Annotated in this window: 20 protein-coding genes; 4 read left to right on the top strand and 16 right to left on the bottom strand. The window is 42.1% G+C overall.

Translation table 11 applies throughout. The features are described 5' to 3' along the window. Nucleotides 1-454 precede the first annotated feature (454 nt). From recG to nrdR, 14 genes are all read right to left on the bottom strand, one after another. A complete protein-coding gene (gene recG, locus QMQ21_RS16760) occupies nt 455-2,470 on the bottom strand; it encodes an ATP-dependent DNA helicase RecG (protein ID WP_261814836.1) in 2,016 nt (671 codons plus the stop codon). A gap of 21 nt (nt 2,471-2,491) precedes the next feature. Continuing rightward, complete coding sequence (gene alr / locus QMQ21_RS16755) at nt 2,492-3,595, bottom strand: alanine racemase (RefSeq protein WP_261814835.1); 1,104 nt, start codon at nt 3,593-3,595, stop codon at nt 2,492-2,494. Continuing rightward, nucleotides 3,585-3,947, bottom strand: a complete 363-nt coding sequence (acpS, locus tag QMQ21_RS16750; protein ID WP_284525501.1) for a holo-ACP synthase — start codon at nt 3,945-3,947, stop codon at nt 3,585-3,587. Before acpS ends, alr begins: the two co-directional genes overlap by 11 nt. 45 nt (nt 3,948-3,992) lie before the next feature. Then, a complete protein-coding gene (locus tag QMQ21_RS16745) occupies nt 3,993-5,024 on the bottom strand; it encodes a 3-deoxy-7-phosphoheptulonate synthase (protein ID WP_049500897.1) in 1,032 nt (343 codons plus the stop codon). 1 nt (nt 5,025) lies between these two features. After that, the gene (locus QMQ21_RS16740) at nt 5,026-6,057 is read right to left on the bottom strand and encodes a 3-deoxy-7-phosphoheptulonate synthase (RefSeq protein WP_004258559.1); all 1,032 of its coding nucleotides are present in this window, start codon (nt 6,055-6,057) and stop codon (nt 5,026-5,028) included. Between the two features lie 80 nt (nt 6,058-6,137). Further along, a complete protein-coding gene (gene secA / locus QMQ21_RS16735) occupies nt 6,138-8,651 on the bottom strand; it encodes a preprotein translocase subunit SecA (protein WP_023943775.1) in 2,514 nt (837 codons plus the stop codon). Nucleotides 8,652-8,796: 145 nt separating this feature from the next. Continuing rightward, nucleotides 8,797-9,084 carry a hypothetical protein gene (locus QMQ21_RS16730; RefSeq protein WP_261814833.1) on the bottom strand — a complete coding sequence of 96 codons (288 nt, stop codon included), beginning with the start codon at nt 9,082-9,084 and terminating at the stop codon, nt 8,797-8,799. A 32-nt stretch (nt 9,085-9,116) separates the two neighbouring features. Beyond that, entirely contained in the window at nt 9,117-9,464 is a 348-nt protein-coding gene (locus tag QMQ21_RS16725; RefSeq protein ID WP_261039200.1) for a hypothetical protein, read from the bottom strand. Between the two features lie 65 nt (nt 9,465-9,529). Then, the gene (locus tag QMQ21_RS16720; protein WP_004238753.1) at nt 9,530-9,865 is read right to left on the bottom strand and encodes a hypothetical protein; all 336 of its coding nucleotides are present in this window, start codon (nt 9,863-9,865) and stop codon (nt 9,530-9,532) included. Nucleotides 9,866-9,948: 83 nt separating this feature from the next. After that, nucleotides 9,949-11,259, bottom strand: a complete 1,311-nt coding sequence (gene der, locus QMQ21_RS16715; RefSeq protein WP_001207696.1) for a ribosome biogenesis GTPase Der — start codon at nt 11,257-11,259, stop codon at nt 9,949-9,951. 13 nt (nt 11,260-11,272) lie between these two features. Next, nucleotides 11,273-11,986, bottom strand: coding sequence for an NADPH-dependent oxidoreductase (locus QMQ21_RS16710; protein ID WP_153195757.1), 714 nt, complete (start codon nt 11,984-11,986; stop codon nt 11,273-11,275). Continuing rightward, nucleotides 11,983-12,879, bottom strand: coding sequence for a primosomal protein DnaI (gene dnaI / locus QMQ21_RS16705; RefSeq protein WP_261814832.1), 897 nt, complete (start codon nt 12,877-12,879; stop codon nt 11,983-11,985). The genes QMQ21_RS16710 and dnaI overlap by 4 nt, the downstream gene beginning before the upstream one ends. Next, nucleotides 12,880-14,049: a DnaD domain protein gene (locus tag QMQ21_RS16700; protein WP_261814831.1), complete on the bottom strand. Its 1,170-nt coding sequence runs from the start codon at nt 14,047-14,049 to the stop codon at nt 12,880-12,882. Beyond that, a complete protein-coding gene (nrdR, locus tag QMQ21_RS16695) occupies nt 14,050-14,523 on the bottom strand; it encodes a transcriptional regulator NrdR (protein WP_001203672.1) in 474 nt (157 codons plus the stop codon). 139 nt (nt 14,524-14,662) lie between these two features. Between nrdR and QMQ21_RS16690 the strand changes: the two genes are divergently transcribed. The 4 genes from QMQ21_RS16690 (at nt 14,663) to gggC (ending at nt 18,196) form a co-directional block, all read left to right on the top strand. Further along, complete coding sequence (locus QMQ21_RS16690; RefSeq protein ID WP_004256112.1) at nt 14,663-15,028, top strand: GntR family transcriptional regulator; 366 nt, start codon at nt 14,663-14,665, stop codon at nt 15,026-15,028. A 4-nt stretch (nt 15,029-15,032) separates the two neighbouring features. After that, nucleotides 15,033-15,728 (top strand): ABC transporter ATP-binding protein, encoded by a 696-nt coding sequence (locus tag QMQ21_RS16685; RefSeq protein WP_004256110.1) that lies wholly within the window; start codon nt 15,033-15,035, stop codon nt 15,726-15,728. Between the two features lie 15 nt (nt 15,729-15,743). Continuing rightward, nucleotides 15,744-16,511 (top strand): hypothetical protein, encoded by a 768-nt coding sequence (locus QMQ21_RS16680; protein ID WP_261814830.1) that lies wholly within the window; start codon nt 15,744-15,746, stop codon nt 16,509-16,511. 137 nt (nt 16,512-16,648) lie between these two features. Then, a complete protein-coding gene (gene gggC / locus QMQ21_RS16675) occupies nt 16,649-18,196 on the top strand; it encodes a streptosactin export ABC transporter GggC (protein ID WP_261071906.1) in 1,548 nt (515 codons plus the stop codon). Nucleotides 18,197-18,247: 51 nt separating this feature from the next. Here the strand turns inward: gggC and QMQ21_RS16670 are convergent, their stop codons facing one another. Next, entirely contained in the window at nt 18,248-18,943 is a 696-nt protein-coding gene (locus tag QMQ21_RS16670) for an LrgB family protein (protein WP_001288952.1), read from the bottom strand. Beyond that, nucleotides 18,940-19,314, bottom strand: a complete 375-nt coding sequence (locus QMQ21_RS16665; protein WP_000781325.1) for a CidA/LrgA family protein — start codon at nt 19,312-19,314, stop codon at nt 18,940-18,942. Before QMQ21_RS16665 ends, QMQ21_RS16670 begins: the two co-directional genes overlap by 4 nt. Nucleotides 19,315-19,445 lie beyond the last annotated feature (131 nt).

Genomic DNA, 19,445 nt, shown 5'->3' with positions numbered 1-19,445 from the left:
GTTCTTATGAGTTCATTATATATTATTTTTAAAGCGCTTTCAATACTTTGTGGTAGAATAGATTTCAGTTTCAAAAGTATTTTATAGAACAGCTGTTTCTGAAAGTAGTTTCAGAAAAGACATATCCTTTCAATCTATTGTCCCATAAACTAAATATACTATCTTTTGATTCTTTCACTTAATGATTTAGAAAGTAATCGTCTACTCTGAACTGACTCCATTCTACTCTAGCTATTTATAATTACCGTTCAAATCTTGAAAAAACTCAAACAAAAAAAGAGCATTTCGCTCTTTCTTCCTTCTATTTATATTATTTTGTTGCTTCTTTCTCCTGGAAAGTGGTTTGGTAATTTACTTTAATCGTTACTGTCATGTGAGAGTCCTCGTTTCTTTTTGATGACTCTAGTATAAGGGCCAAACCTGAAAGCTAGCTTAAGATTTCCTTAGAAAAAGTTTAATCTAGATGTTCTTTCTTCTCCAAATGAAGGGCAATCATGCGCCATTCTGAATCCTCTTGCCAAGCTTCTATCGAACTAATGTAACTAGCAACTTTTCTGGCTTCTTCTAAAATTGGAAAATCTTCAATAATATCAGCCACTTGGAATTCTGGAAGTCCTGACTGTCTGGTTCCAAAAATTTCACCTGAACCACGCATTTTCAAATCTTCCTCAGCAAGAACAAAACCATTGGTGGTTTCTGTCATGATGCGCATACGGTCTTTCCCAGAATCCGTCTTGGGATTGGCAACAAGAACTGCATAGGACTGCTTATCTCCCCGACCAACACGACCCCTGAGCTGGTGAAGCTGGCTGAGCCCGAAGCGATCGGCATCCATGATAATCATGACGGTCGCATTGGGAACATTGACCCCGACCTCGATAACAGTCGTCGAAACCAGAATATCCGTTTTTCTCTCTTTGAACTCCTGCATAATCTGGTCTTTTTCATCACTCTTCATCTTACCATGTAGAAGAGCCACCTCTGCCTTACCTGCAAAATGAGTCGTCAACTCTTCTGATAAGGCAATGGCATTTTTCAGATCCAGAGCTTCTGATTCTTCAATCAAGGGAGAGATGACATAGGCTTGGGAACCTTTTTGAATTTCCCCCTCTAACCAAGTCAAGACCTGAGGTAGTTGCTCATGATTGATCCAGCGTGTCACAATAGGCTTCCGCCCTGCTGGCATCTGGTCGATAATGGAAACATCCATATCACCAAAGGCTGTGATAGCCAGCGTCCGTGGAATAGGAGTCGCTGTCATCATGAGAACGTCAGGATTGTCACCTTTTTCCCGTAAAATACGCCTTTGCCCCACACCGAAACGGTGCTGCTCATCGATGATAATCAAACCAAGACGAGCATACTCCACCCCATCCTGAATCAGGGCATGAGTTCCGATAATCAAATCAGCCTCACCCTTGGCAATAGTCTCCAAGACTCCTCTCTTTTCTGCAGCTTTCAAGGAACCTGTCAAAAGAGCCAGTTTTAGGTCTGGGAAGAGACTCTGTAGACTCTCAAAATGTTGCTCTGCGAGAATTTCTGTTGGCACCATGAGAGCAGTCTGGTAGCCAGCTGTCACTGCCGCAAACATAGCCAAACCAGCGACTACCGTTTTTCCGCTCCCCACATCTCCTTGTAGGAGACGATTCATATGATGGTCCGACTTCATGTCATTCAAAATTTCCTGCAAACTCTTTTCTTGAGCTGAAGTTAGGGCAAAAGGAAGACTTTCCTTGACTGCTGTCACTTTTTCCTGAGACCAATCCAGAACCAGACCGCTTCCCTGAACTCTATTTTCAGACTTGAGCATCTGCAATTGCATTTGGAAATAAAAGAGTTCCTCAAACTTGATACGGCGAAGGGCCTGCTTGTATTCTGCCAAATCCTTTGGAAAATGCATAGCTCGGACTGCCTGACAACGGGACATGAGTTTGTATTTGTCCAGCAAAGACTGGGGAAGATTTTCCTCAATCAAGAGATCCAGTCCCTGATCAAAAGCCATCTTGATGACCTTGACCAGACTGGCCTGACTGATTCCCTGAGCCAAGCGATAAACAGGCTGGAGGTCATCTTCCACCTGAGCCAGGACCTTCATCCCAGTCAAACTAGCCTTGGCACGGTCCCATTTTCCAAAGACAGCAAGGGTTGCTCCCAACTCTATCTTATCTGCTAGATAGGGCTGGTTAAAGAAATTCACCGCAAAAACGACTTCGCCCTGCTTGAGGCTAAAGCGCAGACGATTGCGCTTGAAACCATAATACTGGACACTAGCAGGAGTCACTACCTGACCAGAAAGAACCGCCTTCTCACCGTCTTCTAGCTCCAGCACCTGCTTGGTTTTGAAATCTTCATAACGGAAAGGAAAGTAGAGCAAGAGGTCTTGCAAGTTTTCAATTCCTAGTTTGGCGTATTTTTCTGCTGACTTTGGTCCCACACCAGGTAAGACATGCAAGGGTTGATGTAGATTCATGCTCCCCCTCCTTTCTTTGTTTTAATAATACTCTCTCGGAATGCGATCGCTGAGAAGACAAACGACCTCGTAGTTAATAGTTCCACGGTAGGTCGCTACCTGAGTAGCTGTGATCTCCTTGCCCCCGTTAGAACCAATCAAGGTTACTTTGGTTCCCAGCGGATAAAGCTTAGGCAGACGAATGGTGATTTGGTCCATAGATACTCGCCCAACGATTGGGCAAGCTTGCCCATCTACCAAGACAGCGAAATTTTGCATATCTCGTGTCCAACCATCCGCATAGCCGATTGGCACGGTCGCGATGACTTGCTCGCTATCCGCCTGATAGGTAGCTCCGTAGCCCATACAAGCTCCAGCTGGAACTGTCTTGACATGGACCATAGCAGACTCCAAGGTCAAGGCCGGAATCAAGTCATAGGGTAGGTCCAAAACCTCTCCGCTAGGATTAAGACCATACATGGCATCTCCTATACGAACCGCGTTAAAAATAGTCTCTGCATGCCAAAGAGTCGTTGCAGAATTGCTGGCATGAACCAGCTCTGGAAGACCTTTCATACTGGCCAAAATAGTTTTAAACCGTTCTAACTGGGCATTAAAGTAGTCATCTGATTTCTCGTCTGCAGTAGCAAAGTGGGTAAAAATCCCTTCAACACGAGCACCATGTTGTTGGAGCAAGTCTTGAACCTGCTCAGCTTCACTAGCCTCTCGAAAACCAATTCGTCCCATTCCTGAATCAATCTTGAGGTGGACTGTTAATCCAGTTAAGTCCGCTTCCTTATCTAAGAGTGCTTGAATCCACTCCAGTCCAGCTACAGTCAAGGTGATGTCATATTCTTTAGCTAGAGCAACAACTTCGATTTCAGAAACTCCTAAAATAAGGATTCGCTTGCTAAGTCCAGCCTGTCTGAGTTCAATAGCTTCATCGATATTGGAAACGCAAAAGCCATCAACATCATCTTGAATAGTCGTGGCAACGGCAACAGCTCCATGACCATAGGCATTAGCCTTGACTACTGCAAATTTGAGTGTTCCTTCAGGGATATGAGCCCCCATTTGCTGAATATTTTGTCGAATAGCTCTCAGATGAATCAGAGCCTTGGTTGGTCTATGCGGACTAGCTTTCATGATTTTCCTCCAAAATGACACTAGCTGTCACAAACTGATCTGTATGGCTGATAGACAGCCAAATCTTTCCTGAAAATGGTGACTGACTAAAATAAGGCGCCCCGCGTTCATTATTCAAGACTTCTAAATCTTGAAAACCGAGCTTGCCAATACCAGTTCCCATAGCCTTGGAAAAGGCTTCTTTAGCCGACCAGCGACCAGCTAAATATTCTATTTGCCTGCGCCCTTTAAGACTGTTAAACCGCTCCATTTCCTTAGCTGTCAGCACGCGCTTAGCAAAGCCTTCATGTCGTGTAACTGCGCTTTTTATAGAAGCCAATTCTTCAATGTCAATTCCGTGTCCAACTATCATTCTCATCAAAAGGAGTTGAGATTCCCCCAACTCCATCCTTTTCACTTATTTTGTCAAGGTAGCATAAATCTCTTCTACCAAAGCCTCTGTGTTTTCCCAACCTAGACAAGGATCGGTAATAGAGCAACCAAAGACCTCTGGTTGGTTTTGACGACCATCTGCTAGGTAAGATTCAATCATAAAGCCTCGAACTGTCTTTTTAATCTTCTCATTCCAATCACGATTTTGCAAGGTCTGGCGAACAATTCGAATCTGCTCCATATATTGCTTTCCGGAATTATCATGGTTGGTATCAATGAGGATAAAAGGATTTTCAAGCCCCATAGTCTCATAGCGTTCAATGGCATTTAGCAGGGTTTCATAGTAAAAGTTAGGCTCATTTTTCCCATATTCATTAACTGCACCACGAAGGATGACATGGGCCAAGGGATTTCCTGAAGTCTCAACTTCTTGGCCATGAAAGAGGAAGGTCTGTTTGTTTTGAGCGGCATAGATACCGTTAAACATAACCCCAAGATTTCCTGAGGTTGGATTTTTCATCCCTACTGGTGCATCAATCCCTGAAGCCACAAAGCGGTGCTCTTGGTCTTCCACAGAACGAGCCCCAACAGCATGGTAGCTGACCAAATCATCTACCAAGACCAGATTTGACGGATAAAGCATCTCATCTGCCGTTGTCAAACCAGTCTCTGTAATCACGCGGTAGTGCAACTGGCGCACAGCCTGCAAACCGTTAATCAGACTTGGAGCCTTAGAAGTATCTGGCTGGTGAACCAAACCTTTATAGCCGTCTCCGTTAGTGCGAGGTTTAGCTGTATAAACACGCATAACCATGAAAATCTTGTCCGCCACCTTCTTTTGCAAAGCAGATAAACGACGGGCATATTCCAAGACAGCCTCTTCATTGTCAGACGAGCAAGGACCAATCACCAAAAGGATCCGGTCATCTTCTCCTGAAATAATGTCTGCCATTTCTCTATCACGACGCTCCTTTAGACGCAAGGCTTCCGCAGACAATTGGGTTTCTGCCTTGATTGCTTCAATATCGATTTCTTGACCTTTTTCAATAAATGCCATCTTATTCTCCTAGCGTTTGGTAGATTTCTCTGACGAGGACTTCCGTATTTTCCCAGCCAAGGCAAGGATCTGTGATAGACTTGCCAAATACTTCTGGTTCATTTTGACGGCCGTCTTCTAGATAAGACTCAATCATAAAGCCGCGAACGTACTGCTTGATTTTTTCATTCCAATCACGGTTAATCAAGGTCTGGCGGACAATTCGAATCTGATCCATGTATTGCTTACCAGAATTATCATGATTGGTATCAACAATGATAAAGGGATTTTCCAAGCCCATTTTTTCATACTGGGCAATGGTATCCATCAAATTATCATAGTAGTAGTTGGGAATATTCTTACCATACTCATTAATCGCTCCACGAAGAATAGCGTGCGAAAGCGGGTTCCCGGTTGTTTCTACTTCTTTTCCTAGGAAGAGGAAACTTTGTTTGTTTTGAGCAGCATAAATCCCATTAAACATAACATTGAGATTTCCAGATGTTGGATTTTTAAACCCAGTCGCGAAATCTGCTCCACTTGCCACAAAGCGGTGTTGCTGGTCTTCAACTGAACGGGCACCAACCGCCATGTAAGAAATCAAATCATCCACAAGCGGTAGATTTTCAGGATAAAGCATTTCGTCAGCTGTCGTCATACCTGTTTCTGTGATGACACGATAATGAAGATGGCGCACGGCTTTGATTCCGTTGATGAGGCTAGGCGCTTCTGTCGCGTTAGGTTGGTGAATCAAGCCCTTATAGCCATCTCCGTTGGTACGGGGTTTGGCAGTATAAACACGCATAACCATAAAGATACGGTCTGCCACTTCTTCTTGTAGAGCTGCCAAACGCTTAGCGTATTCAAGAACAGCTTCTTCATTGTCAGATGAGCATGGCCCAATCACCAAGAGAATTCGCTGGTCTTCTCCACGTATAATGGCTTCTAGCTCTTGATCGCGCTGTGATTTTCTCTCCAAAGCTTGGCCTTCTAATTTTGATAAGGCACGAACTTCTTCAATATTAATTTTAGGACTTTTTGCTGTAAATACCATAACTCATCTCCTTATAAAGCAAACGGATACCAAGTAAAAATTTACTTTTCACAAGGTATCCGCCTCTAAACTATCTCATTTTATTGTCTTTTACCGTGACAGTTTTTAAACTTCTTACCAGAACCACATGGGCAAAGTTCATTCCGTCCAATCTGGCTCAAATCCAAATCTTCTGGTATATTTGCTTGGTGGGCAGCGATATTGCGGGTCGCTGTTGTACTGATATGGTGTTCTGCTTGTGGTCTTTCTTGTTCATGAATTTGTGCTTTCATCATCAAGCGTGTCACATCAAACTCAATCGAACCAATCATGTCATTAAACATACGGAAACCTTCTGCCTGATACTCAACAACAGGGTTGTTCTGAGCATAGCCACGAAGTCCAACCGCATTACGCAATTGATCGAGGGCATCGATATGATCTGTCCACTTGTTATCTACCACTCGTAGAATCAAGACTTTTTGGAATTCTTTAACTGCTTCTTCATCGCGTAGTTTTGAAACCTGACTATCGTAAACTTGCAAGGCCCGTTGGAAGAGTTCTTCCTTAATAGCCTTATCAGACAAACCTGACAAGTCTTCGATTGAAATAGAATCTTCAGGAAGCAAGTTGTACTTAGCAAAGTTCAAAATTGCTTCTAGTTTTTCATCTTGTTTCGCACGCGCATGACCATCAACGACACGACCAATCGTGCGTTTGATCATAGCCTGAATTTCAGGTGCCAAGTCACGATCTGCAGTGATGACATCGTAACGTTGAGCATAGATAATCTCACGTTGTTCACGCATGACGTCATCGTATTGAAGGACTTGTTTACGGGTATCGTAGTTATTTCCTTCGACACGTTTTTGCGCCGCCTCAACCTGACGCGTCAACATACGAGACTCAATGGCCTCTTCAGACATATTCAAGCGTTCAAAGATTCCCTTCAAGCGTTCAGAACCAAAACGTTTCATCAAATCATCTTCAAGAGATAGGTAGAATTGTGACTCACCTGGGTCTCCTTGACGACCTGAACGTCCACGAAGCTGGTTATCGATACGACGGCTTTCATGACGTTCTGTACCAATCACACAAAGTCCACCAAGTTCACGAACACCTTCACCAAGCTTGATGTCGGTACCACGACCGGCCATGTTGGTTGCGATAGTAACAGCACCACGTTGACCAGCATTCATGATGATTTGGGCTTCTTTATAGTGGTTTTTAGCATTTAAGACTTCGTGAGGAACGCCAGCTGCGACCAATTTCTTAGAAATATAGTCACTGGTTTCAACCGCTACTGTACCAACCAAGACAGGCTGACCTTTTTGGTAACGAGCCTTAACGTCTTCGACAACCGCCTTAAACTTAGCCTCGATACTTGCATAAAGTAGGTCTGAGTGGTCAATACGTTGAACAGGACGGTTTGTTGGGATTGGAATAACACGAATGTTGTAAATTTCACGGAATTCTTCTTCCTCAGTCTTACCTGTACCCGTCATACCAGACAATTTCTTGTACATACGGAAAAGGTTTTGGTACGTGATTGAGGCAGATGTCTTAGTTTCATCCTGGATTGGCACACCTTCTTTAGCTTCAATAGCTTGGTGTAATCCATCAGAATAACGACGACCTTCCATAGTACGACCTGTAAATTGGTCGACAATCAAAATTTCTTGTTCTTCGCTCACCACATAGTCAATATCGAGAAGCATGATATAGTTGGCACGAAGGGCGTTATCGATAAAGTGAGTCAGAGCTACGTTTTCGATGTCATAGAGATTTTCAAGCTTGAAGTAGCTTTCAGCCTTGTCAATCCCTGAATCAGACAAACCAATAGTCTTAGACTGCACGTCGATGATGTAGTCGTCTTTGTCCAACGATTTTACATAGTGGTCTGCCATGTGATAGAGTTGACTGGTTTCAACTGCGTTAGCACCTGATACGATCAAAGGTGTACGAGCCTCGTCAATCAAGATAGAGTCAACCTCATCGACCAAGGCATAGTTAAGCGGACGTTGTACCATGTTTTCAGCGCGAACGACCATGTTATCACGAAGGTAGTCAAATCCGATTTCTGAGTTGGTTGAGTAGGTAATGTCACACTCATAGGCTTCTTTTTTCTCCATTGGAGATTTGGCAGCCAAGTTAATCCCTACTGACAAACCAAGCCATGAGTACAATTCACCCATCTCAGTCGCGTCACGTTCGGACAGGTATTCATTGACCGTAACTACGTGAACCCCTTTACCTGAAAGGGCATTGAGGTATACCGGCATGGTCGCAGTCAAGGTTTTCCCTTCCCCTGTACGCATTTCTGGCACGTCACCATGGTGAAGAACGATTCCCCCCATGACCTGAACCTTATATGGGAAGAGACCTAGGACACGTTTAGCACCTTCACGGACAACCGCAAATGCTTCATAAAGCAATGAATCCAGTGATTCTCCATTTTGATAACGTTCTTTAAATTCAACTGTTTTTGCTTTTAGTTGGTCATCTGTCAAAGCAGCCATTTGGTCTTCGTATTTGAAAACTTTGTCAGCCATCTTTTCCAGACGACGGATTTCTCCTTTATCATTTTCGATAATTGTTTTTAAAATATTAGCCATGTTTTTCCTTACTTTAAATTCCGAATATTTTAGAATGTTCTTTTAATTTTAGCACAATTACTGATTATTTTCAAGGAAGAATCCCCATTTTGAAAAGGAAAAAGAGGCTAGTTTCCAAGCTAACCTCTCTGATTTTTATGATACTTTAATTGCCAAAAATCGGCAAAATAGCAAATAGGATAAATAGATTTATCCAAAGAGAAAAACAGCAGATCAATCCAAAAACAAAGAGACTGACTTTCTTGGACAGCAAGGCCATCAAAATCGACAGAATTCCAAAAACTAGTAAAACTTTCTGCATGATTAAGAGATTGATAGATATTCCCAGAACTGGTTTATCCCAAGGAAGAAAGAAGAAAGCCAGCCAGATCAGCAGAACTAAACCAATATAGACCTTAGAATAGCGTGTAATAAATGATTTTAGACGTGTCATAAGCTACCTCCTATCAATAAAAACCATATAAATCAATACCTTCCACCTTTTGACTCCCCTAGTTCTCGTCTCAAGCGAAACATTTTTTTGAAAAAGATATAGGTTAACCAGTCACTGCCTAGAGATAAGACTATCAGAAGCAACCAAACACCCCAATCACTAGCATCTGATACATAATCTAGAACAAAAGGGAAAAATAAGAATGAAAAAATTGTCATATCCAAGCTAAACAGAGCTAAAAGGGAAATATAAATCCAGTAAAAATAGTAGAAGATGGGGAAAAACTTACTGTTTCTATCAGCATTATCTATCCAATAAAAAAAGTAAAAGCAGGGAAATAAGAGTATCAAATGAAACCAATTAAACGACAGTTTCATCATCGACACCTCCTCTTTAAAATTGTTTTCTTTAGTTTCATTCTATTAAATGTTCTTACCAATATAAATCAATGCTTTCCACCTTTAGACTTCCCCAGTTCCCGTCTCAAGCGAAGCATTTTTTTGAAAAAGATATAGGTTAACCAAGAACTGGAAAAAGCAATAAGTAGTAATAATAGCCAAATGCCCCAAGACTTGATGTCTGCCACATTTCTCAATAGGATATTGAAAAACAAGACTGAAAAAACTGTCCAAGCAAGGCTAAAAAGAGCATAGAGGGTGATGTAAATCCAGTAAAAATAGTAAAAAATTGGGAAAAATTTACTATCTCTGTTGGCCTTTTCAATCCAGCTGAAAAAGTAAAAACAGGGTAATAAGATTAACAATTTAAACAAATGTTCCATCATCAACACCTCTTTTTGATAGCGCTTTCTTCAACTTCATTTTATCAAAAAAATCTGGAAATGTCATTCCAGATTCTACTTTTTTATTTGCGTTTTCTTGCGATGAGATGGATTGGAGTCCCCTCAAAAACAAAGGCCTTGCGAATTTGATTTTCCAAGAAACGCAGGTAAGAAAAGTGCATGAGTTCTTCTTCGTTGACAAAGATAACAAAGGTCGGTGGTTTGGTTGCCACTTGGGTCGCATAGAAAATCTTAAGTCGTTTCCCTTTGTCTGTCGGTGTTGGGTTAATGGCAATGGCATCCATAATCACATCGTTCAAGACAGCTGATGGAATACGTGTATTTTGACTTTCGCTGATTTGCTTGATCATCTCAGGAAGTTTGTGGAGACGTTGCTTGGTCAAAGCTGATACAAAGATAATCGGTGCGTAAGGTAGATATTGGAACTGCTCACGGATATCTTCTTCCCAGTTTTTCATAGTGTGGTTGTCTTTTTCAAGTGTATCCCACTTGTTGACCACGATAATCATCCCTTTACCAGCTTCATGGGCAAATCCTGCAATACGCTTATCGTATTCACGAATACCTTCTTCCGCATTGATGACCATCAAGACCACATCTGAACGGTCAATAGCACGCATGGCACGCATGACTGAGTATTTCTCAGTATTTTCATAAACCTTACCAGATTTACGCATACCAGCCGTATCAATCATGGTAAACTCTTGACCATCTGTATCTGTAAAGTGGGTATCAATAGCGTCACGCGTTGTTCCAGCAACAGGACTAGCAATGACACGGTCTTCTCCCAAAATAGCATTGATCAAGCTTGATTTTCCAACGTTAGGACGACCAATCAAGCTAAACTTAATCACATCTGGGTTTTCTTCTTCATATTCATTTGGAAGATTTTCTACAATAGCGTCTAGCACATCCCCTGTACCGATACCATGGACAGATGAGATTGGCAGTGGTTCACCCAAACCGAGGGCATAGAAATCATAGATATCATTTCGCATCTCAGGGTTGTCCACCTTGTTAACCGCGAGGATAACTGGTTTGTGGGTCTTATAAAGCTTACGGGCTACGTATTCGTCTGCATCAGTAATCCCTTCCTTACCAGACACGACAAAGACGATAACATCTGCTTCTTCCATGGCAATTTCTGCCTGGTGCTTGATTTGTTCCATGAAAGGAGCATCGACATCATCGATTCCTCCTGTATCAATCATGCTAAAAGAGCGATTGAGCCACTCACCCGTTGCATAGATACGGTCACGTGTCACTCCTTCGACATCTTCTACAATGGAGATTCGCTCACCAGCGATCCGATTAAATAGGGTTGATTTCCCAACATTGGGACGTCCTACAATGGCAATAGTTGGTAGGGCCATAATTTCTCACTTTCTACAATAACTTCTTCTGTTCAAGATTTTTTCTAGTTGAGCTTGGTTCAGCTTGACCAAACTGTTCTGCTAGACGCTGACTCCAGCTTGTGGTCGCACGCGAACCAGCATAGTCCGCCTGTACACGGTCATAAGCTTGGATTGCATCAGTTGACTGTTCTCGGTATTCTTCCTCAAATACCACTTGATGCAATGGCAAGCGAGGTTTGACTTCATGTTCTTGATTTGGCACACCTAGTGCCATCCCAAAGACAGGATAGGTGTAGTCAGGCAGGTTAAAGAGCTCTGCCACTTCTTCTGACTTGTACCGTACCAAACCAATGATGACACCTCCATAGCCCAAACTTTCAGCTGCCAGCAGGGCATTTTGACCAGCAAGGGCCGCATCGACCGAACTAATCAAGAGACCTTCCACACCTTGGGGTTGGAAGGTATCCGTATGGAGTCGTGCTCCCTTTTCTGCACGGTTCAAATCTCCGATAAAGAGAAGGAAAACAGCTGACTGGCGAATGGCTTCTTGAGGCACCAATTCATATAAAGTCTCTTTCTTTTCTTGACTTCGTACCACAATCACAGAGTAGGATTGGAAATTCTTCCAAGACGAGGCCATTTGGGCTGCTGTCAGGATTTCAGTCAAGTCTTCCTTAGGAAGGGCTTGCTCTTTAAACCTGCGCACTGAAGTATGAGCCTTCATTAATTTGATTGTTTCTGTCATCGACGGTTCACTCCTTCTAAACGAGTCTCCTCAGCCAAATAACGGATGCGTTCCATGACCCGCCTAGCTTCCCAGGTTTCGTCATTTCCATGTTTCCCTTTAGCGAAATGCAGCTCCAATTCTTCAAAGTTGAAGTTGGAGGTGAAAAAGGTCGGTAAATTTTCCTGCATCCGATATTGAAGAATGACTTGCAGTATTTCATCACGTACCCAAGCTGTTGATTGCTCGGCACCAATGTCATCTAAAATCAGGACTTCAGAAAGCTTAATCTCATCCACTAAGGTCTTAACATTACCATCACCGATAGCATTTTTGACATCAATGACAAAGCTAGGATAGTGGAGGAGAGTTGATGAAACACCACGTTTTTCTGACAAATCATGGGCCAAGGCAGCCACCATGAAACTTTTGCCCACACCAAAATCTCCATATAGGTAAAGACCTTTTCGAATAGCTGGATATTGCTCCACAAAGGCTAATAGCTTTTCAAAAACTGGCAAGCGCCCCAAATCATCTAAATCTACTTGAGCCAAACTAGCTTTCCTGAGACTGGCTGGCAGATTGATTAACTTGAGACGGTTCTTAATAGCCACTTCTTTTTCCGCTGCGATTAGTTCAGGAGTTTCTTCATAAGAAACGTCCGCATAACCATGATTCATAACCAAAATCGGCTTGTAGCCTTTGGCAATATAATCCGTATCACCACGGAGAAACTTGTCGCGCTCGGTGATGTACTGATTAAACTTGGAGATACTGCGATTTAATTCCTCTGGAGTCAAGGATTCTTGCTGGATAAAGGCCGCAACATCAGGATCCTTCATGATTTTCTGGACCAAATCTTGATAATGAAAACGGCTAGGTTGACGTTTGAGTACGTCTCCGACACTTTCCATCTAATCTCCTCCTTTTTCTAATCGAGCTAATAGTTCTTGTTTCTTACGTTCTAGTTCCAGACGAGTTTCCTCGCTGGTTTCATTCTTATAATCTGGGTTACTCCACTTGGGTACATTGGACTTGGTAGGACTGGGTTTACTGCTTTTTTGAGCCTGGCTCTTCTGCCCTCGCTCACGGATCCGAAGAACTGCCTCTTCTGCCGAATGTATCTTTTGATAGGCATAGTCATTAGCCACCTTCATGGCATATTTCTCATTGATATTTGCCGAATCTACCTTATTAAAGGTCAACAAGAGAATGATATTGATGACTTCGTCCAGTAAGCCCAAGCCAGCCATCTGTTGCAAGAGTTCTCTTTCTGTTTGGGTAATGGTTCCCTTGCGTGTTTGCTTGATTTCTGCCAAGAACTGCAGAGCAGTTTTGCTTTTTGCTTCCTTGATAATGGTTGCTTCCTTAGGACTAAAGTCAGAGGAAACAGGTTTTTGAGCAATTTTTTCCCGCATACGCTTGGTTGAAATAACCTGGGAAACAGCTGTTGACTTGGCCAACTGATAGGTCTCAAACCAGGTCCATTTCTTTTCCTCGGCAATGGCAAAGAGGTTCAAGACATCGGACTGCTCATCCGCAAAACGAAGCCCATCTCGAGCCATAAGTTGACGAAAATGGTCCAAGTCAAAATCGTTGGCCACTTTCTTCTTGAGACTAAGGTCTTCTTGATTTCCTAGTTCTGCTAAGTCTGGAAAGACTTGATTGAGCGAGACAGAGATTTCTTCACCGTCAGCACTTTCAAGTTTCAAATCCTCCACAGCTGCATCGCCAATTTTTTTCTCCAAAAGTCTGCGATAAACAGGATGTTCTAAGAAGTCCTGACTCGAGAGAGGGGCATGGATAGCTAGCTGATAAGCGTCCCCCTTTTGATAGAGTGTCAAGAGATTGAAAGCAGATAGAATTTTCAAGGATTTTAAAAGTCTGTCCATCCCAAAGTTGAGATGATTGAGAATACTTGAAAAGAGGTATTCTTTTCTACCATTATCCCAAAAACTAATCGTATAAAGATAAAGGCTCAGCGCCTCCTGACCGATAATCGGGAGGTAGCACTGTACCAGAGATGAGGTATCTTGCGACACCCGATTATTCTTTAGATAAGAAAAACGGTCAATTGGCTTCATTTATCTTTCCTTTTTCTTTTTAGAGGACTGGGTGATTTGTTGGAGCAAGCTCTCTAACTCACTGACATCCTTAAAACTACGATAGACACTGGCAAAACGTACATAAGTAATCTCGTCCAATTCAGCCAACTCCTCCATGACGAGTGAACCAATGTCCTCACTTTGAATTTCGTTTTCATTTCGACCACGGAGTTTCTGTTCGATACGATTGACTACCATGTTGATTTCATCACTTGACACAGGACGTTTCTGGGCTGAGCGGATAATCCCATTAAAGATTTTATCTCTGGAGAATTGTTCCCGTGTGCCATCTTTTTTAACAACCACTAAGGTTCTTTCTTCTACTCGTTCGTAGGTTGTAAAACGGTGCTGGCATTCGTCGCACTCACGTCTTCTACGAATAGTGTTCCCTTCTTCTGCTTGGCGACTATCGATAACACTTGACTTGGTAGCCCCACATTTTGGACAACGCATCCTTTCCCTCCTTATCGTTTTCTTTTCATTATACCATTTTTTAAGCGATTCCCAAAACAATTCTTCTTTTTGCTTGACAAGTTTTTTGTTTTGTTGTATTATTTAATTAAGACAAAGGGATAAAAGAAAGGAGACCAAGATGTCCTGGACATTTGACAACAAAAAACCCATTTATTTACAGATTATGGAGAAAATCAAGCTTCAGATTGTCTCCCATGCACTGGAACCCAATCAACAACTTCCAACCGTGAGGGAGCTGGCGAGCGAGGCTGGTGTCAATCCCAACACCATCCAAAGAGCCTTGTCAGACCTCGAACGAGAAGGATTTGTTTACAGCAAACGGACAACTGGACGATTTGTGACTGAGGATAAGGCACTGATCGCCCAATCGCGCAAACAATTATCAGAAGAAGAATTGGAACACTTCGTTTCCTCCATGACCCATTTTGGCTATGAAAAAGAAGAACTACCAGGCGTAGTCGGCGATTATATTAAAGGAGTTTAAGCCTATGTCATTACTAGCATTTGAAAATGTATCCAAATCTTATGGAGCAACCCCAGCCCTTGAAAATGTTTCTCTTGACATCCCAGCTGGAAAAATTGTCGGTCTCCTTGGCCCAAACGGCTCAGGAAAAACAACCCTGATTAAACTAATCAATGGCCTCTTACAACCAGATCAAGGACGCGTCCTTATCAACGACATGGACCCAAGCCCAGCAACCAAGGCCATCGTAGCTTATTTGCCGGATACGACCTATCTCAATGAGCAAATGAAGGTCAAAGAAGCCCTAACCTACTTCAAGACCTTCTATAAAGATTTCAATCTTGAACGCGCCCATCATCTACTTGCAGACCTAGGTATTGATGAAAATAGTCGTCTCAAGAAATTATCAAAAGGGAATAAGGAAAAGGTACAACTGATTTTGGTTATGAGTCGTGATGCTCGTCTCTACGTTCTAGACGAACCCATTGGTGGGGTGGATCCAGCAGCCCGTGATTATATCCTCAATACCATTATCAATAACTACTCACCAACTTCTACCGTTTTGATTTCTACCCACTTGATTTCTGATATCGAGCCAATCTTGGATGAAATTGTCTTCCTAAAGGATGGAAAAGTCGTTCGTCAAGGTAATGTAGATGATATTCGCTATGAGTCAGGTGAATCCATCGACCAGCTCTTCCGTCAGGAATTTAAGGCCTAAGCAAAGGAGATTATTATGTTTTGGAATTTAGTTCGCTACGAATTTAAAAATGTTAACAAGTGGTATTTAGCCCTCTACGTTGCCGTGCTAGCCCTTTCTGCCCTTATCGGAATACAGACACAGACTTATAACAATCTACCTGCCAAAGAAAGTCAACTTTCTATGCTACTTTTTCTAGCTACTGTCTTTGGGGGGCTGATGATTACACTGGGGATTTCAACTATTTTCTTAATTATTAAACGCTTCAAAGGTAGTGTCTATGACCGACAAGGTTATCTGACTTTGACATTGCCAGTTTCTGAACATTATATCATCTCAGCCAAACTAGTCGGTGCCTTTATCTGGTCTATTGTCAGCACTACTGTACTAGCAATCAGTGCTTTCATTGTTCTGACCCTTACGGCTCCAGATTGGTTTGCAACTTCTGACTTGATTCCATTTATAGAAACACACCTTCCTCAACTCTCTCTTATGGGAGTATCCTTCCTACTAAATACCATTTCTGGAATCCTCTGCATCTACTTGGCTATTTCTATTGGACAGCTTTTCAATGAATACCGTACCGCACTGTCAATTGTAGCCTACATTGGTATCCAAATCGTCGTTGGCTTTATTGAACTCTTCTATCGTTCTAACCCTGGTTTCTACTTCCCATCAACCACAGGAGGGGCTGATCAGTTCCAGATGGGCATTATCATGACTATTCTGGAAGAAGTTATTCTTATAGCCATCTACTATCTAGGAACTTATCACATCTTGAAAAACAAGGTTAATTTACAATAATTCAGAGTCTAGCGATAATAACTCGCTAGGCTTTTTTCGTTCTCAGGACTTACATTTTTATATGAAGTATTTAATAAAAAGGAGTATAATAACTTTAAAATTGATTACATGTATATTGATAAGGAGGTCAAGTCTTTATGCTGAGAAGATTTGTTACTAAGAAACACCTCTTACTTTACTTCTTTTCTATTGCCATTACTTGGCTGGAAGCGATTATCACGCCAGCCCTTGTTCAGAATATTGTTGCTAGTTTTACCGATCAAGAACTAGGACTTCTTTGGAAAGTCTTGATTTTGGGAATCCTTGGAAACCTCATCCTCTTACTAGGCTTAGCTGGGAAACGCTATTACTACGCTCGTTTGATTACTGACTTCAAATATGGAATCAAGAGTGCTATTTTCAAGCGATTTTTAAACAGTTATGAGATTGATGAAAAGGATATTTTGTCTGACCTAGAAAACGACGTCAAGCAACTAGAAGAAAGCTATATTGAACCAACGGTCATCATCATTTCTTCCCTTGGCTTCACCACTGTGTCTATTCTCTATGCCCTTTGGACCAATTTTTACCTGGGCTTGATTTTCATCCTCTTCTACTCCTTTCCTGTACTCTGCAGTGCTATTGGATCAAAGCGTTTGGATTCACTTTCTGAAAAGCGGTCCACTGTTAACCAGAGCTACTTAGCAAGCTTGACAAATTTTATTGGTGGTAGCCAACAAATTCGCCATTATCAGGGGCAAGATTTCTTTTTTACTCGCTATCAAAAGCAATTACAAACCAGTTTAGATACCGAAATTAACTATGAAAAGCAACGAACTTTAAACAGTCTCTTGATCAATAGCATCGATGCCTTTTGTTCTGTCACACCAATCGTCATCGGTGGCTTTATGACCTACTATAATTATTTAGATGCAGCGAGTTTTGTGGCCATCTATCTAGTTTCCCATAACATCGGCTATCAATTCCAAGAGTTGGCATACTTTACCAACACCCGAAAAGCGAATCGAACTCTTCTCAACAAATACCAAAAACTTTTGGGCCAGTCTGACTTCATCTCGCCTAGAAGCATAGAAAATATTTTCCCTATCCAGCTTAACAGCATCTCCTTAGAAAAAGATGGAAATAGCCTCCTGTCTCCGATTTCCATGCACATCAAGCAAGGAGAAAAAATTGCCATTATCGGGGAAAGTGGCTCTGGTAAAACAACCCTGCTCAATATCATTCATGGAGAAGAGACACCGACAAGTGGACAGATTAGCTTTGCTGGTCAGAACCTGTCACGTCAAGAAATCACAAGCCTTAGTTCCTATATCCTCCAAGATAGCCATTACTTTGACACGCTCTCTCTGGAAGACAATATCCTTCTGGGACTGGATAAAAAACAAGAGACTTTAAATCATATCCTCAAAAAAACAGGATTAGAACATTTGAAAAATCGAACGCTCAGCAATGACAGTCTGTCTGGTGGCGAGAAACAACGCCTTGAAATCGCTCGTGCTCTCTACCACGATAGCCAACTTATCTTGGCAGATGAAATCAAGGCCAATCTTGACTCGGAAAATAGCAGAAAAATTAGCGACTTGCTCTTCTCCCTACCTCAAACAGTCATTGAAGTCATTCACCACTACACGGAAGAAGACTTAAAACACTATGACCAAGTCATTCACTTAAGTAAAGAAAAGTAATAGTCTATAACATACGATTTGAAAAAGCAAGGAACCCGAATTCCTTGCTTTTTAACTCAATATCAAACTGGCTACAATAGGGCTGACAAAGACATAGAGAATACCTGTGACACCGATAGCCAAGCCACCCATGGCTCCTGCTACAGAGCCGTATCGAAAGGCTGTTCCTGTTCCGACAGCATGACCTGTTCCTCCAAGAGAAAGACCAACAGCTACTGGATCATCTATTTTCAACCACTTCAAGAGGGTTGGGCCGATGACACTAGTTAAAATCCCAGTCGCCACCACAACAACCAAGGTCACAGTCGTCAAACCTTGCAATTTTTCTGTGATTCCCACTGCCATGGCGGTTGTCACTGACTTGGGAAAGAGTGAAATGGCTAGGAAAAAGTCCATTCCAAAAATCTTAGCTACAAGGGCCGTGAAAGAGGTATTGACCACTACCGCTAACAGACTACCAAAGAGAATACTCCGAGCATGGTGCTTCATCAAGTGAAAACTCTTATAAAGCGGAATCCCTAGAGCCACGGTCGATGGGACAATCAAGTTGTTCAGATAAACCCCACCTTGGTAGTAATCTTGGTAAGAAATACCCGTCACCTTTAGAAAGATGATAATGAAAACAGCTGACAAAAGCAAGGGCGTTGTCAATGGATGGGGAAAACGTCTGTAAATCAGCATTCCTACTAGATAAGCTAGGATTGATAGGGCAAGCCCAAACAGGGGATTGGAAACAAATTCACTCATTTGGCATCTCCTTTCTCATAATCTCCCTCAAACCGTCTCTTGATGAACTGAACTACCAAGGCTATGAGGATAATATTGATGACTGCTGCAAAAAAGACAATCAAAACAATTGGCAAAAGATAGGGAGCAATCACATCAAACTTCTCCATGATTCCCACTGCTGGCGGTAAAAAGAGAATGGTCATATTGGCCAGCAAGAAATTCCCCACCATGTTGACATGTCTAGTTCTCAGCCACTTGAATTGTAGGGCTAGAAAGAGAATAATCAAACCTATAATACTGCCTGGGATGGGCAAATGAAAGAAACTAGAGATCCCCTCTCCGATTAGAGAAATCACAAAGAGAATCATTAATTGAACATATAATTTCATCCTAAACTCCACGAAATAGACTTCTTGCATACCAGTTTACTCTTTTTTCAGAAAATTTCAAGGAAATGCACAAGAGTTGATGAAAGTTTGAGAAGAAAGGGGATACAAACAATTCTTGACTTGTGAAAACA

Source organism: Streptococcus bouchesdurhonensis (assembly GCF_948472335.1).
Note: the sequence above shows the minus strand (reverse complement) of the source record. Positions and strands in the feature narration are given on the sequence as shown.

Bases quoted from the DNA above. Each gene is read 5' to 3' on its own strand.
- recG (WP_261814836.1), bottom strand. From the start codon at position 2,470: ATGAATCTACATCAACCCTTGCATGTCTTACCTGGTGTGGGACCAAAG.
- alr (WP_261814835.1), bottom strand. From the start codon at position 3,595: ATGAAAGCTAGTCCGCATAGACCAACCAAGGCTCTGATTCATCTGAGA.
- acpS (WP_284525501.1), bottom strand. From the start codon at position 3,947: ATGATAGTTGGACACGGAATTGACATTGAAGAATTGGCTTCTATAAAA.
- QMQ21_RS16745 (WP_049500897.1), bottom strand. From the start codon at position 5,024: ATGGCATTTATTGAAAAAGGTCAAGAAATCGATATTGAAGCAATCAAG.
- QMQ21_RS16740 (WP_004258559.1), bottom strand. From the start codon at position 6,057: ATGGTATTTACAGCAAAAAGTCCTAAAATTAATATTGAAGAAGTTCGT.
- secA (WP_023943775.1), bottom strand. From the start codon at position 8,651: ATGGCTAATATTTTAAAAACAATTATCGAAAATGATAAAGGAGAAATC.
- QMQ21_RS16730 (WP_261814833.1), bottom strand. From the start codon at position 9,084: ATGACACGTCTAAAATCATTTATTACACGCTATTCTAAGGTCTATATT.
- QMQ21_RS16725 (WP_261039200.1), bottom strand. From the start codon at position 9,464: ATGATGAAACTGTCGTTTAATTGGTTTCATTTGATACTCTTATTTCCC.
- QMQ21_RS16720 (WP_004238753.1), bottom strand. From the start codon at position 9,865: ATGGAACATTTGTTTAAATTGTTAATCTTATTACCCTGTTTTTACTTT.
- der (WP_001207696.1), bottom strand. From the start codon at position 11,259: ATGGCCCTACCAACTATTGCCATTGTAGGACGTCCCAATGTTGGGAAA.
- QMQ21_RS16710 (WP_153195757.1), bottom strand. From the start codon at position 11,986: ATGACAGAAACAATCAAATTAATGAAGGCTCATACTTCAGTGCGCAGG.
- dnaI (WP_261814832.1), bottom strand. From the start codon at position 12,879: ATGGAAAGTGTCGGAGACGTACTCAAACGTCAACCTAGCCGTTTTCAT.
- QMQ21_RS16700 (WP_261814831.1), bottom strand. From the start codon at position 14,049: ATGAAGCCAATTGACCGTTTTTCTTATCTAAAGAATAATCGGGTGTCG.
- nrdR (WP_001203672.1), bottom strand. From the start codon at position 14,523: ATGCGTTGTCCAAAATGTGGGGCTACCAAGTCAAGTGTTATCGATAGT.
- QMQ21_RS16690 (WP_004256112.1), top strand. From the start codon at position 14,663: ATGTCCTGGACATTTGACAACAAAAAACCCATTTATTTACAGATTATG.
- QMQ21_RS16685 (WP_004256110.1), top strand. From the start codon at position 15,033: ATGTCATTACTAGCATTTGAAAATGTATCCAAATCTTATGGAGCAACC.
- QMQ21_RS16680 (WP_261814830.1), top strand. From the start codon at position 15,744: ATGTTTTGGAATTTAGTTCGCTACGAATTTAAAAATGTTAACAAGTGG.
- gggC (WP_261071906.1), top strand. From the start codon at position 16,649: ATGCTGAGAAGATTTGTTACTAAGAAACACCTCTTACTTTACTTCTTT.
- QMQ21_RS16670 (WP_001288952.1), bottom strand. From the start codon at position 18,943: ATGAGTGAATTTGTTTCCAATCCCCTGTTTGGGCTTGCCCTATCAATC.
- QMQ21_RS16665 (WP_000781325.1), bottom strand. From the start codon at position 19,314: ATGAAATTATATGTTCAATTAATGATTCTCTTTGTGATTTCTCTAATC.